This window comes from Ignavibacteriota bacterium, assembly GCA_016707525.1.
Lineage (GTDB): Bacteria > Bacteroidota > Ignavibacteria > UBA10030 > UBA6906 > JAGDMK01.
The window spans coordinates 46,396-61,147 of sequence record JADJHP010000007.1 but is presented as its reverse complement, the minus strand read 5'-3'; the positions used below and the strand labels follow the sequence as shown (position 1 = coordinate 61,147).

The following is a 14,752-nucleotide window of genomic DNA, read 5'->3' as shown; positions in this document are numbered from 1 at the left end:
TCCATGACGCCACTTCCCCTCACCCCCGCCTGGCGTGCCCTCACGGAACATCATCAGGCCATGCGGTCCGTCCACATGCGCGACCTGTTCGCGAAGGACCCTTCGCGCTTTACACGGTTCTCGCTGCGGCATGAGGACATCCTGTTCGATCTCTCGAAGCATATCACGACGGATGAGACCCTGCGCCTGCTGATGTCGCTCGCCCGCCAGGAGGATCTGGAGGGATGGCGCGACCGGATGTTCGCAGGCGAGAAGATCAATTTCACCGAGGGGCGTGCGGTGTACCACGTCGCGCTCCGCGCACGCGGCCCCGCACCGATGCAGGTCGATGGCAGGGATGTGATCCCCGACGTGCGGGCGGTCCTGAACCATATGCGGGAATTCGTGACCGCAGTACGCGACGGGCAATGGCACGGATGTACGGGGCTTCCGATCACGGACATCGTGAATATCGGCATCGGCGGCTCCGACCTCGGGCCCGTCATGGTGACCGAAGCCCTGCGCCCGTACCACCATCCGCGGTTGAAGGTGCACTTCGTCTCCAATGTGGACGGAACACACTGCGCTGAGGTCCTGCGCCACCTCGACCCGGCGACGACACTCTTCATCATCGCGTCCAAGACCTTCACCACGCAGGAGACGCTCGCCAACGCCCACAGCGCGCGCGATTGGTTCGTGCGGAGGCTCGGGGACAAAGCGGATGTGTCGCTGCACTTCGTGGCCCTCTCAACGAACACCGCGGAGGTGGTGAAGTTCGGGATCGATCCGAAGAACATGTTCGCGTTCTGGGATTGGGTGGGCGGCAGGTACTCGCTCTGGTCCGCCATCGGGTTGTCGATCGCCCTGGCGATCGGGATGGAGGGCTTCGAGGAGATGCTCGACGGCGCACATGGGATGGATGAGCATTTTCGTACGGCCCCGCTGGAGAAGAACATCCCGGTGCTGCTGGCGATGCTCGGGATCTGGTACGTGAATTTCTTCGACGCCCGCAGTCATGCCATCCTGCCCTATGATCAGTACCTGCACCGGCTGCCGGCCTATCTGCAGCAGGCGGATATGGAGAGCAACGGGAAGCGGGTGGACCGCGACGGCCAGCCGGTGACCTATGCCACGGGGCCCATCATCTGGGGTGAGCCGGGGACGAACGGGCAGCATGCGTTCTACCAGTTGATCCATCAGGGGACGCAGATGGTGCCGGCGGATTTCCTCATGCCGCTGGAAAGCCACAACCCGCTCGGCGAGCATCACCGCCTGCTCCTTTCGAACTTCCTGGCGCAGACCGAAGCGCTCATGCGCGGCAAGACCACAGAGGAGGCGCGCGAAGAACTTGCCCGTGCCGGCATGTCCGGTGAGGCACTGGAGCGATTGCTCCCGCACAAGGTATTCCCCGGCAACCGTCCCACGACGAGCATCCTGTTCAAAAAATTAACCCCTCGTTCAATGGGGTCCCTCCTTGCCATGTATGAGCATAGGATATTCGTCCAGGGCATCGTGTGGCGGATCAATTCCTTCGACCAATGGGGCGTTGAGCTCGGAAAACAGCTGGCAAAGGCCATTCTTCCGGAATTGGATCCCAACGGGCCCCGTGCTGTTCACGATGCGTCGACGGCCGGGCTTATCGACGAGGTCAGGCGGAATCTGGCTGCTTCGCGATCCTGATCCCCGGTTCAAAGCAATGTTCCCTTCGCGCCCCGGCCGCTCCTGGCCGGGGCGTTCGCATTGTATCTCTCGTGATTTTTCCTATCTTTTGAAGATGTAGCGAATTCTCCCCTTACCTCTCTGGAGTTTTGAAGTGACACAGACGACCTCTCCATTGCCGCGTCATTCCGGTGTCAGCGAGCTGGATGACCTTTCGATAAATACCATTCGCTGCCTTTGCATTGACGCGATACAGAAGGCCAATTCCGGCCATCCGGGCATCACGATGGGTATGGCGCCCGCGGCCTATGCGCTCTGGACCAGGCATATGAAGCATGACCCCGCGGACCCGAAGTGGGTGAACCGGGACCGGTTCGTGCTCTCGGCCGGCCACGGGTGTATGCTGCTGTATGCGATGCTGCATCTTACCGGCTACCCGCTCACGCTGGAGGACATCAAGCAGTTCCGCCAGATGGGAAGCCTGACCCCGGGCCATCCCGAGTACGGCCACACGCCGGGTGTGGAACTGACCACCGGGCCGTTGGGCCAGGGCATCTCGAGTGCCGTGGGCATGGCGATCGCCGAGAAGTATCTCGCCGCATATTACAACCGTGATGGGTTCCCGGTGATCGACTACAAGGTGTATGTGATCGCCGGCGATGGCTGTCTGCAGGAAGGCGTCTCGTCGGAGGCATCCTCTCTTGCCGGCCATCTGGGCCTGGACAATCTCATCGTCATCTATGACGACAATCATATCACCATTGATGGGTCGACGTCGCTGTCGTTCTCGGAAGACGTTGCTGCCCGCTATGAAGCGTACGGCTGGTTCGTCCAGACCGTGGGTGGTGACGGCAACGATCTGGTGGCGCTCGAGAAGGCGTTGATCGTGGCGAAGGCCGAAAAGAACCGGCCGTCGATGATCAAGATGCGCACGCATATCGGGTGGGGAAGCCCCAACAAGCAGGACACCCATGATGCTCACGGGTCGCCGCTCGGTCCGCCCGAGGTGGCGCTCACGAAGCAGCGGTACGGGTGGGATCCGGAGAAGTCCTTCTTCATTCCCGATGCAGCGCTTGCGCAGTTCCGTGCGTGCGTGCCCGCCGGGGCAAAGGCCCACGGCGAGTGGTCGGCGATGTTCGCCCGCTACGCACAGGCACATCCCGATCTGGCGAAGACGTTCGAGAATGCCGCTGCCCGGCGCCTGCCCGAGGGGTGGGAGGAACTCTGGCGCACAGCGGCACCCGCCTTCGAAGCGGGGATCTCCATGGCGACGCGCGAGGCCCAGGGAAAGATCCTCGATGCGATCATGCCGAAGTTGCCGATGGTGATCGGGGGGTCTGCGGACCTGACGCCATCCAACAACACGCGGTTCAAGGGGGCCGTGGACTTCTTGCGCGAGAACCGGGCCGGCCGCTATCTGCGGTTCGGCGTGCGTGAACATGCGATGGGCGCCATTCTGAACGGCATCGCCGTGAGCGATCTCCTCACGCCGTACGGAGCGACATTCTTCTGCTTCGTGGACTATATGCGCGCGTCCGTCCGTCTCGCCGCACTCTCCCGGTATCCGTCGATCTTCGTGTATACGCACGACAGCATCGGCCTTGGCGAGGACGGCCCGACCCATCAGGCAGTCGAACATTTTGCCTCCCTCCGTGCGATGCCCGGGCTGATCGTGCTGCGGCCTTCCGATGCCAATGAGACACGTGCGGCGTGGAAGTTCGCGCTCGAGCACCGGACCGGGCCTGTGGTGCTTGCGCTGACGCGGCAGAAGCTGCCGGTGATCGACCGGACGAAGCACGCACCCGCGGAGAACCTCACGCGCGGGGCGTATGTGGTGTGCGAAGGCACTGCGCCGAAGGTGATCCTGATCGGGACGGGTTCCGAGGTTGCCCTCGCACTGTCGGCGCATGCGACACTCGCCGCGGCAGGGATCTCCTCGCGTGTCGTCAGCATGCCCTCGTGGGAATTGTTCGAACAGCAGCCTGCATCGTACCGCGATCAGGTCCTGCCGCCTTCCATCGCCGCCCGTGTCGCCGTTGAGGCGGGTGTGCGCATGGGCTGGGAACGCTATCTTGGCGCGAAGGGTATCTTCATCGGCATGGAAGGATATGGGGTCTCGGCCCCGTATGAGGCCGCCTACAAACACTTCGGGATCACGGCCGACGCCGTTGTCGAGGCCGCACGGAGAACACTCGCATGAAGGTCGCTCTCGCAGCGGATCACGCAGGATTCCAGCTCAAGCAACTCGTCGCCGGAGCGCTGGAGGCAGAGGGGGTGATCGTCGTGGACCTCGGGACACATGATGCACGCCCGGTGGACTATCCCGACTTCGCACGAGCAGTGGGTGCCAGCCTTCTCGGCGGGGAGGCCGAACGAGGGATCCTGATCTGCGGGAGTGGCGTCGGTGCATGTGTTGCGGCGAACAAGATCAAGGGGATCCGCGCCGGTCTCTGTCATGATACGTATTCCGCCCATCAGTGCGTGGAACACGATGATGTCAATGTCCTCTGCATCGGATCGCGCGTCATCGGCCCGGCTCTCGCCATGGAGATCGTGCGCGCATTTCTCGGTGCGGTGTTCTCCTATGACGACCGCCATGTACGGCGGTTGAACAAGATCCTCGAGATCGAAAAACTGCAACGATAAAGGGCGGATCACATGCATATCCTCCATCAGCTCGCCGCCCTCGGGCAGAGTATCTGGTATGACAACATCAGCCGGAGCATGGTGCGGAACGGGACGCTCCAGCGGATGGTCGACGAGGGGCTGCTCGGCGTCACGTCCAACCCGACGATCTTCGACAATGCGATCTCCGGCAGCACAGATTACGACGAACAGATCACCACGCTCGTCCGCGCTCAGCCGGGGATCTCCACACCGGCGCTGATACGCGCTTTGATGGAGGAAGATATCCGTGATGCCGCGGACATCCTGTTGCCGGTCTATCGCCGCACAGGCGGGAAGGATGGCTACATCAGCATCGAAGTGGATCCCACCAGGGCGCGGGATACGGAGGGGACCATACGTGAGGCCGCGGAGATCTGGGGGAGCCTCAAGCGCCCCAACGTCATGATCAAGATCCCGGCGACGCTCGAAGGCCTGCCGGCGATCACGCGGACCATCGCCGCGGGCATCAATGTGAACGTCACGCTCATCTTCTCGGAACCGCGGTACCGCCAGGTGGTGGATGCCTGGATGCGCGGACTCGAGGAGCGGGTGCAGCATGGGCAGGATGTCGCCGGCGTTGCGTCGGTGGCGAGTGTGTTCGTGAGCAGGATCGACACCATGGTGGATGAACGGCTCTCAGGCATGGCCGACCGCGCCGCGGCGGAGGACGCTGCGCGATTGCGCGCTCTCGCGGGCCGCGCGGCGGTGGCGAATACCCGGCTCGTCTATGCGGCATTCAAAGAGATCGTTGCTTCCGATCGCTGGCGAGCCCTGCAGGCGAAGGGGGCGTCCGTCCAGCGTCCGCTCTGGGGAAGTACCGGGACCAAGAACAAGGCGTACAGTGATCTGCTCTACGTCGGATCACTCATCGGGCCGGACACCGTGAACACGGTACCGCCTGCGACCTACGCGGCGATCCTCTCGCATGGTACGGCCGTCCCGGCGATCGAGAGCGGGGTACCGGATGCAGCGGCGTTGATCGGGCTGCTTCAGGCAGAAGGCATCTCGATGAGCGAGGTGCTCGATGCCCTCGAGCGGGATGGCGTGGCTTCCTTTGAACGGTCCTTTGACGGACTGTTGCGCAATGTTGAAAATAAGCGGAAGGCATCATGAGCGCGGTTCCACAACACCACATGCTGGGCATTGACGTCGGTGGCAGCGCCGTCAAGGGTGCCATCGTCGACCTGAACACCGGAACGCTCGTCAGCGAGCGGTATCGACTGAAGACCCCGGCAACCGCCGGACCGAAGGAGATCGGCCGGTTGGTGGCACGGATCGTCAAGCACTTCAAGTGGCGCGGCCCGGTCGGATGCGGGATGCCCGGGCCCATCAAAGACGGGAAAGTGCTGGCGCTGGCCAATCTGGACAAGGCCTGGATCGGGGTGAAGGCGTACGAGGTGTACAGTGCCGCGTGCGGGTGCCCTGTGGTCGTGGTGAATGATGCCGATGCTGCCGGCCTTGCAGAAATGCAGTTCGGGGCCGGCCGGGGCCGGAAGGGTGTTGTCGTCCTTGCAACGCTCGGGACAGGCATCGGGACGGCGGTGTTCGTTGATGGGGTGTTGGTGCCGAACACTGAATTTGGCCAGATGGAGTTGCGTGGAAAGCCCGCCGAGCAGTTCGCCTCGGCCCGGGTGCGCAAAGTGAAGGACCTTTCCTGGAAAGCATGGGGAAAACGTCTCAATGAGTACCTTGCGGCCCTGGAAAACGTGATGTGGCCCGATCTCCTCATCATCGGAGGGGGGGTCAGCCGCAAAGCACCTCGTTTCCTGCCAACCCTGAAGACTCGGGCTGAACTCGTGGCTGCCACCCTGGGGAATGAGGCGGGCATCGTGGGTGCAGCCCTGGCCGCCCGGCGCCGCCCCTAGGTTGATTTTGTCACCTCTGTTTGATACACTACCCTTACCCCCGGTTCGCATGCCTGTGCCTGAGGTCGTGGGGTCGCTGAAGGCACCTTCCATTGACTGGCCGCACTCCTCTGGCTCTCCGACATGGCGCGGAGGAGGTGTTCTTTGAGTTTCTCAGCTCCTTCCGGAACCCTTCGCGGACCATATGACGCCCGGCCATCTGCCGGAACGTTGTCCTGACAATACCCCCGATGCCGTTCCCGATGGATCCGCCATATCGCTCACGTGCGATGCGGACGCCATGCATTGCCGCACCGTGGCGTCCCACGGGATGCCATACCTCCGGGAGTATTTGCTCGATGCGAATCCTTCTGGTCGAAGACACGAAGATGATATCCTCCTCGTCCAGCGATCGCTCGTTCTTGAATTCATGGGGGATCCGGCGGCATTCTATCGGGGGTATTGCTTCGGAGGTTGAGGTGGACATGTCGCGGAGGGTCATATGCGCACTTACGTTCTGCGTCTCTATATCACCGGCAGGACCGCACAATCGGATGCGGCCATCAGCAATCTCCGCCGCATATGTGAACAGGACCTTGAAGCAGAGTATGAACTTGAGGTGATCGACGTCCTCGAGCGGCCACAGCTGGCCGAGGATGAGAAGATCCTGGCGACGCCGACGCTGGTGCGTGAACTCCCTCCACCCATCCGGCGCATCGTTGGTGACCTGTCCGACCGTGAAAAGGTTTTGCTTGGTCTGGACGTCCGTCCCCTTTCCCCCAAGCCATGAAGGAGTGATGGTGCCGTGGTGATCCGGGCCAGTGGTGCTGAGCAATGGTGCGAATGTGGAGGTCCTGCATGACCCTGGCCCGTCGGTTCGATGTCAGGTGGTGGTGGTTGATGGTGATCGCCTGCGTCCTCGGGTTTTCAGGGCCACAAGCCCTGAGCCAGGACCCGGGCTCCGCGTTGCGTGAGTCGTGGCGCTGGCGGTGGTTCAGCGTCGAAGCGGGTCTGCCATCCGCCACCATCGACAAGATCATCGAGACGCCTGCGGGAGAACTCTGGGTCCTCACCCGGGCAGGGATGGCCTGGTACAACGGCAACTACTGGCAATCTCCGCCAGACGATGCTCAACCTTCAAGCTTCCAGGGTGCAAGTGCGACCGCGGACTCTTCAGGCGTCTATCTTGTTACCCGCTCCAGGCTGTATCATGTCGATCATGCGGGCTATCATCCTCTCCCGTTGCGCGCCGGCCCTTCGGAGGTAAGCGCCCGACACGTTGTTCCCCTGAGGGGCAGGGGGTTGCTGATTCAGGGCGACTCCTGTCTGTATCTTCTGCGCAACGGCGCCCTCGAGCATTTTCCCTCGCCCTTCGATGATCCCGTGGCCCGTAGAGTTCCGGAAGCCACGTACGGCGTCCTTGCCTCACGCACCGGGTACCCCATCCTCAATGCCCCGGGAGGGGTCTACCGGTGGAACGGCGCACGATGGGACCTGTTCTTTCCTCTGCCAGGTGAATTCCTGACCCTCATTGGTTTCAGTGACGATCGCGCCGGGAACGGGACGTTCTGCGGACGCATCGGGCGGTCCCTGTACCGGATCGAGTGGTCAACGGACGGCACGTTGACGAGGACTCCCTTGACGCCGAGTGGCACGACGCTCACCTCCGACTGTGACGAAAGGGGGACGGTGCTCTCGCTTGAACAATCGGGGAATGCGACCCTCCGTCAGCGTGGCATCTGGAGCGCGCTCGACCCTCTGCCACCGGAGCTGATCGGTGCGACCACCATATGGTTCGATGCGCGCGGCGATCTCTGGGTCGGGAAGACCAATGGCCTCCATGTCTGCCGCCTGTCATCCCGCCTGTGGACGCGCCTTCTTGCTTCCGGGAATGGCCTGTTGAACACCGTGAACGCCATGCTGTTCACGCGGGACAGTGCGCTCTGGGTCGGGACCTCCGACGGCATTCTGGTCTATCGAGGCCACGCGAAGGTCCGGATGATACAGTCGATCGGCAAGCAGCAGCTCGGGATCATCACGGCCCTGGCGCAGGACCGTGCCGGACATGTCTGGGTCGCGAGCGGTTCATCGTTCAGCGGTGCATACCGGTGGGATGGCTCGACGTGGAAGCACTTCGGTGCAGCGGAGGGATTCAGCGACAATGGCGTGCACCGTATCACACGCGACCGCGAGGGCAGGTTGTGGTTTCTGACCATCAGTTTCTTCTCTCCGGGGCTGTATCCGGATCGCGAGAACGGCGCGTTCATCTATGACGGGAAACGATTCGAGCGGATGGACCGGAGGAATGGCCTTCCGGACGGCCGGGTGTATGCCGTTGTGGAGGATTCTGCCGGCACACTCTGGTTCGCAACGGGAAGAGGGATCGGGCGGTTACGGGATAACGTGTGGACGTACTGGACAACCGAACAGGGGCTCAGGACGAACAAGGTCTTCACGCTCGCGCTCGAGAAAAGCGGGCGGCTCTGGTTCGGACACCAGACCCAGGGGCTCGGCTCTCTCGATGGTACGGATGCGCCGAAATATGTCACTCCCGAAGAAGGATTTTCGAGCCCGGGTGTGTGGGATCTCCTCGTGGACCATGCCGGCCGGCTCTGGGTTGCCACGCGCGAGGGGCTTGCGGTGCACGACCGCGGGGTGTGGGCGACCATCGGATTGCGTGATGGCCTCCCGAATCCTAATCTCTGGCCGTTGCTCATGCGCGATAGTGTGTTGCACGTTGGCATGACCAACGCCGGCGTAGCGGGATTGGACCTCAGGCAGCTCGAAGGTCCGGCGCCTGCGGTCCGGTTCCATGAACCGGTGGATCGGGGCGACCTTCTCACGCTCATGTGGCAGGCGTACGGCAGGACCGGCAATCTCTTCGAGCGCGACATCCCGACCCGGTACCGACTTGACGATGGTGATTGGTCTCCGTGGGGCCTGGAGCGTCCGCTGGAACTCCGCAATCTGTCATCCGGCGATCACACGATCACGGTACAGGCACGGGGGCCCCTTGCGCAGGTGGATCCTGCGGGAACGACACTGAAGTTCACCGTCCCGCCGCCGTTCTATTTCCGCCCTTCTTTCTTTGTGCCCGTCGGAGTCCTCACGGGGTTGTTGCTGCTTCTTGGTTCGCTGTCGATCCACCGGAAAGCGCAGCACTCGCGCGAACTCCGCGAACGCGATGCGCGGCTCCGGGCAGTGTTGGATCAGCAGTCGGAACTTATCGTGCGCGTGCTGCCGGACGGCACGCTATCGTTCGTGAATGGAGCGGTAAGTCGAACGCTCCGGACCGCACCCGAACGGCTGATCGGGCGCCGGTTCCCCGCGGCATTTGCCGTGACGAGCCCCGACGAGGTCGTCACTGCCCTGTGGAAGGGTCAGGGTGGCGGAGCGGCCTGTGAGCAGGATGTTTCCTTCATTGCCCCTGATGGATCCGAGCGATGGGTGCGTTGGGTATCGGGGGCCATCGTGGATGGCCAGGGGGTCATTCATGAGTATCAGATGATCGGCAGGGACATCACCGATACGAAGATCGCGGAGCACGATCTGCTCCGGAGCGAGGAACGGTACCGCATCACGGCGGAAGCGACCGGACAGCTGGTCTATGATCTCGATCTGCGCACCGGGGTCATCTCCTGGCAGGGAGCCATCCAGGCGGTCACGGGCTTTACACCGGAGGAATTCAGTGCTGTCGATTCGCAGCGGTGGTGGGGGCTGGTCCATCCGGATGACCGTGCGAAGACGGAAGATACCTATCGGGCCACGGTGTCCGGCGGTGCTCCGTTCCTGGCGGAGTTTCGTCTACGTCGGAAGAACGGGGAGTACATCGACATCTCCGGCAACGGCATTCTGCTCATGACGCAGGCCAATGCACCGGAGCGGATGCTCGGCACATTGACGAACATCTCGGCGCGCAAGCAGGTCGAGATGCAGATCGCCGCTTCCCTGAAAGAAAAGGAGGTCCTGCTCAAGGAGATCCACCATCGCGTCAAGAACAATCTGCAGGTGATCTCCAGCCTTCTGAGCCTGCAGTCGGGTGCGACCACGGACACCCATGCGCGTGAGCAATTGCGGGAGAGCCAGAACCGCATCCGCTCCATGGCCTTCATTCATGAGCGCCTCTATCAGTCGGAGAATCTCGCTCATGTCAACTTCGGCGAGTATGTGCGCAGCCTTGTTGCGTTCCTGTTCCGTTCGTACAATGTTCCCAATATCCATGTCATCTATAGTATCGACCAGTGCAACCTGCCGGTGAACACCGCGATCCCGTGCGGACTGGTGATCAATGAATTGGTTTCTAATGCATTGAAGTACGCGTTCAAGGATCGGACGGGTGGGGAGATCGAGATCGGGTTCTCCCTCCTGGAAGGCAAACGGGGGGTGCTGATGGTGAGAGATGATGGGGTGGGATTCCCGCACGACCTTGATTTCCGGGCAACGCAAACGCTGGGCATGCAGCTGGTCAACACGCTGACCGCCCAGATCGACGGGTCACTTGGACTCATTCGTGATCGCGGCACCACGTTCACCATCACTATGCCGCTTGAGGATTGATATGGGGCAGTATCGTTCATTCGTCATGCTGTTGAGCCTCCTTCTTGCCGTTCCGTCCATTCTCTCAGCGCAGATCGAGAACGTGCAGGATGCCTGGCGCTGGACCGCCTTCACGACCCGCAACGGGCTCCCGTCGAACATCGTCTATGACGTGCGGGAAACACCCAATGGTGTGGTGTGGGCTTCCACGGCGCGCGGGCTGGCCTGGTACGATGGCTACGTCTGGCATCCCGTGGGAGCCGATCTCGGCTTGCCAGCCGACCAGATCACGCTGATGCTCGCCGAAGGCGATACCAGTCTGCTGGTGGTCATGGGGCGGCGGCTGTTCACCGGCAACCGGAACGGATTCGCAGAGATCGGTCTTGATCAGGATACGGCACACACGCCGTTCATTTCAGGAGCGGTACTGCCTTCGGGACGCGCACTGCTTCTCACCAGTGATGGACATGCGTTCGTCCGTGATGGTGACCTGCTCATCTCCGCTTCTCCGATCAACTCCGCGGAGTCCTTTGCCATCAAAAGGATCGAGGCCCAACCGTCGGGGCGGGTGCTGATCGGCACCTCCCGCGGGCTCTATGCGGGGAACGGGCGGGAGTGGACGCGGGTTCTGGGGTTCGGCGACAGGCGCTTCGAGGCCGCACATTTTGCGGAGAATGCGGAACAGTTCGGCGCGGCATGGGTGGTGCAGCCAGCCGAAAACATCGGATTGTGGGTCTGGAAGGGAGACAGTGAACCGCGAAGGGTCCGTGCCGAAGCCGCCCCATCGCAGCCCCATTTGATCGCGTGCGACGATGACGTGGTCGTGCAGGTGGATGAGGTCGGCGTCCTCCGGATCCACCGTGAGGGGCTGGGTGAGCTCTCCTTGCCTGCACCTCCCGCGTTCACCGGATTCTCCTTTGCGCAGTTCCGGCCCAACGGTGATCTGTGGGTCGGCGGCAGCAACGGCCTTCATCTGTGCCGTCTCTCCAGCGACCGATGGGAATCGATCGAACCCATGATCTCACACCCCGCGTCCGCTGTCATGGAGATCCTCAGGCGGCGTGATGGTTCCCTGTGGATCGGGACAAGCGATGGCATCCAGGTGCACACCCGGGATGGGGAGTCGGCCATGATCACCTCTGCCGCAGGGTATCCGCTGCGTGTCATCACCGGACTCGCCGAAGATGCCGATGGTGCCGTGTGGGTCTCCAGCGGTTTCGCTTTTACGGGCGTGCTCCGGTTCGACGGCAGGGGCTGGCGCCACTTCGGTGGTGCCGATGGCCTTGGCGAGCGTCCGTATCACCGCATCACGGCCGATCGTTCAGGCTGTCTCTGGTTCCTTGGCCTCGAGAATGGTGCACAGGCCGGCACCGATCGGACCCCCGGTCCGGCGGTGTACCGCCGCGCAGGTTCCGTGTTCACGGTGTGGGGCGGCGACCAGGCCCCCTTGCAGCGGAATGTCTATGGATTCTGTGAAGCTCCGGACGGGAGTTACTGGTTCGCAACGGGCAATGGACTCACCCAATGGTCCCGGGGCCTCTGGCGATCCTGGTCGTCGCACGACGGACTCCGTAGTGAACGGGTCTTTTCCGTGGCCGCAGGGAGGGATGGGTGCATCTGGTTTGGAGACCAGGCGCATGGCCTGGGCGTGCTGGAGAACGGCACGGTCCGCTACTACACGAGCACCGATGGACTTCTCAGCGATGGTGTGTGGGATGTGAAGGTGGATAGCGCGGGCATGGTCTGGGTGACGACGCGCAGCGGGGCCGCAAGCTTTGCTCACGGCATCTGGAATTCGTACGGGAGCGCATCCGGATTGGAGCACACCGCGCTCTGGCCGCTTCTGATCGAAGGGCAACATGCATTCTTCGGTACCGTCGGCGGCGGCGTTGCGATCCTCCACCGCCAGGACGACCACTCGCATCCACCGCAGGTCACGGCCGCGCCACCCGTGTTCAGCGGCAACAGAGTGGCCATGCGCTGGCAGGTCGATGCGTGGTGGGGAGAGGAGCCGCAGGGTGGACTGGAGAACCGCTTCCGCCTGGACGATGGGCCGTGGAGCGGATGGTCGACCGTGCGAGAGGTGGATCTCGGTGCCGTGGCTCCCGGAGACCATGAATTCACCCTGCAGGTCAAGGATCCTGATGGTGTGGTCGCCGCCGATCCCATCACCGTTGCCTTCGCTCCCTACACACCATTCTACCTGCGTCCGGTCGGGCTCATCCTGACCGCACTGGCGCTGATCGTCAGCGGACTGCTCCTGTCCTATCTGATGCGGCGGTACCGGCATCACCGGCTCGAGCTGCGGTTGAGTGAGCAGACCTCGTTGGCGTTGTTGAATGCCTCGGCGGACCCCTCGTATCTCCTGGATGCTGACGGCACGATCCTGGCAATGAACCAGGCCGCGAGCATGCTCCCGGAGGTTCCCGTGGCAGGCACATCGCTGTTTGATATGTTGCCGTCTTCTCTGGCTGTTTCGCGACGCTCGGCCATGGAAACGGTCCTTCATACCCGGAACCCTCTCCGCCTGGAGGACCGTCACGCCGGCAAACACTACGAACATACGCTCCATCCGGTGCTGGATGCATCCGGCAAGACCACGCGGATCGCATTCTCGTCACGCGACGTGTCCGAGCGCCGGCAACTCGAAGAAACCCTGCAGAGCACGGTCCATTTTCTCCGCCTGCTGCTCGAGAGTTCACGGTCTGTCGGGATCATCAGTACGGACCGGCAGGGGGCGATCCACTTCTGGAATACCGGGGCCGCGCAGATCCTTGGCCACCCCGCGGAGGAGGTCGTTGGCACCAAAGCCCTTGCGGGCTTCCTGGTGCGGGAATCGGATCAATCACGATTGCTGGATATCGTCGCGCGCGTCATCGGGGCGGGGGAAACTCTTCAGGAGTCGTTCGCGTTCAATCGGAAGGACGGGCGCGAACGGATGATCCGGTTCACATTCTCACCCGAGATCGAACCCAACGGTGTGGTCCAGGGGATGTTGCTGATCGGCGAGGATATCACCGAGCAGGAGCGCTCACGCCAGGAGACCGTCGAGGCCGAACGGCAACTCCGGCTGCTCGCGTTCACCCTCAATTGCGCCAAGGACGCCTTCGTCATCACCGATCTGAAGAATTCGGTCCTGTACATCAATCAGGCGTTCACGGACACGTACGGGTATAGTGAGGAGGAGATCTTCGGCAAGGATGTGATGATCATCCGTTCTGCTTCCGTGCCGGCGGAGCTTTCGGACCGGATCCGGCAGGGAACGCGTGCGTCGGGGTGGAGCGGTGAGATCATGAACCGGCGGAAGAACGGCGACGAGTTCCCCGTCGAACTGTGGACCTCCACCGTGCGCAACGATCAGGGCGAGCCTGTGGCGCTTGTCGGCGTGGCACGGGAGATCACCGAACGCCGCCGCACGGAAGACCAGATCAAGGCGTCGCTCGCGGAGAAGGAAGTGCTCCTGAAGGAGATCCATCACCGCGTCAAGAACAATTTGCAGATCATCACGAGCCTGCTGAGCCTGCAGAGCGGGAAGGTGAACCTCCCGGAGATGCAGTCGGTCCTCCGCGAGTCCCAGACACGTGTCAAGTCCATGGCGCTCGTGCACGAGGAACTGTACCAGTCCGATAACTTTTCCCGTGTGGATTTCGCCGATTACATCCAGCGGCTGTCAACGAACCTCTTCCATACGTATCAGACGGGACCCGTGGCGATCTCGCTGGTCGTGGACGTGCAGGAACTGTTCCTGACGGTGGATGCGGCGATCCCGTGCGGACTGGTGGTGAACGAGCTGGTTTCGAACGCCCTCAAGCACGCGTTCCCGGATGGACGCGAAGGCACCGTGACGATCCGGCTCCGTGCGGAGGGGCCGGTGTATGTTCTCGCGGTCAGCGACGATGGCGTCGGGCTCCCGGAGGATGTCGATCCTTCGACCACGGAGTCGCTCGGCCTGCAGTTGGTGGATACCCTGACGCGTCAACTGGGTGGTTCCCTGAGGATCCGTCGGGGCAATGGCACGCAATTCGAGATCGCATTCGCAGACAATCTGCACGCGCAGAAGGGATAGG

The 14,752-nt window shown here is 62.4% G+C and carries 8 protein-coding genes; all 8 read left to right on the top strand.

The features are described 5' to 3' along the window. Positions 1-3 precede the first annotated feature (3 nt). The 8 genes from pgi to IPI01_12235 all read left to right on the top strand — a co-directional run bounded on the left by pgi (position 4) and on the right by IPI01_12235 (position 14,751). Positions 4-1,659 carry a glucose-6-phosphate isomerase gene (pgi, locus tag IPI01_12270; GenBank protein ID MBK7258551.1) on the top strand — a complete coding sequence of 552 codons (1,656 nt, stop codon included), beginning with the start codon at positions 4-6 and terminating at the stop codon, positions 1,657-1,659. A gap of 154 nt (positions 1,660-1,813) precedes the next feature. Further along, positions 1,814-3,838: a transketolase gene (tkt, locus tag IPI01_12265; GenBank protein MBK7258550.1), complete on the top strand. Its 2,025-nt coding sequence runs from the start codon at positions 1,814-1,816 to the stop codon at positions 3,836-3,838. Next, positions 3,835-4,284, top strand: coding sequence for a ribose 5-phosphate isomerase B (gene rpiB, locus IPI01_12260; protein MBK7258549.1), 450 nt, complete (start codon positions 3,835-3,837; stop codon positions 4,282-4,284). Before tkt ends, rpiB begins: the two co-directional genes overlap by 4 nt. 12 nt (positions 4,285-4,296) lie before the next feature. Beyond that, positions 4,297-5,418, top strand: coding sequence for a transaldolase (gene tal, locus IPI01_12255; GenBank protein MBK7258548.1), 1,122 nt, complete (start codon positions 4,297-4,299; stop codon positions 5,416-5,418). Next, entirely contained in the window at positions 5,415-6,170 is a 756-nt protein-coding gene (locus IPI01_12250; GenBank protein MBK7258547.1) for an ROK family protein, read from the top strand. The genes tal and IPI01_12250 overlap by 4 nt, the downstream gene beginning before the upstream one ends. Before the next feature lie 481 nt (positions 6,171-6,651). Further along, positions 6,652-6,939 (top strand): circadian clock protein KaiB, encoded by a 288-nt coding sequence (gene kaiB, locus IPI01_12245; protein MBK7258546.1) that lies wholly within the window; start codon positions 6,652-6,654, stop codon positions 6,937-6,939. A gap of 68 nt (positions 6,940-7,007) precedes the next feature. After that, on the top strand, positions 7,008-10,706 hold the full coding sequence (locus tag IPI01_12240; GenBank protein ID MBK7258545.1) for a PAS domain S-box protein: 3,699 nt from the start codon (positions 7,008-7,010) through the stop codon (positions 10,704-10,706). Between the two features lies 1 nt (position 10,707). Beyond that, complete coding sequence (locus IPI01_12235) at positions 10,708-14,751, top strand: PAS domain S-box protein (GenBank protein MBK7258544.1); 4,044 nt, start codon at positions 10,708-10,710, stop codon at positions 14,749-14,751. Position 14,752: the final 1 nt, after the last annotated feature.

Coding starts and splice junctions, on each gene's coding strand:
- tal (MBK7258548.1), top strand. CDS start 4,297: ATGCATATCCTCCATCAGCTCGCCGCCCTCGGGCAGAGTATCTGGTAT.
- IPI01_12240 (MBK7258545.1), top strand. CDS start 7,008: ATGACCCTGGCCCGTCGGTTCGATGTCAGGTGGTGGTGGTTGATGGTG.
- IPI01_12235 (MBK7258544.1), top strand. CDS start 10,708: ATGGGGCAGTATCGTTCATTCGTCATGCTGTTGAGCCTCCTTCTTGCC.
- rpiB (MBK7258549.1), top strand. CDS start 3,835: ATGAAGGTCGCTCTCGCAGCGGATCACGCAGGATTCCAGCTCAAGCAA.
- kaiB (MBK7258546.1), top strand. CDS start 6,652: ATGCGCACTTACGTTCTGCGTCTCTATATCACCGGCAGGACCGCACAA.
- pgi (MBK7258551.1), top strand. CDS start 4: ATGACGCCACTTCCCCTCACCCCCGCCTGGCGTGCCCTCACGGAACAT.
- IPI01_12250 (MBK7258547.1), top strand. CDS start 5,415: ATGAGCGCGGTTCCACAACACCACATGCTGGGCATTGACGTCGGTGGC.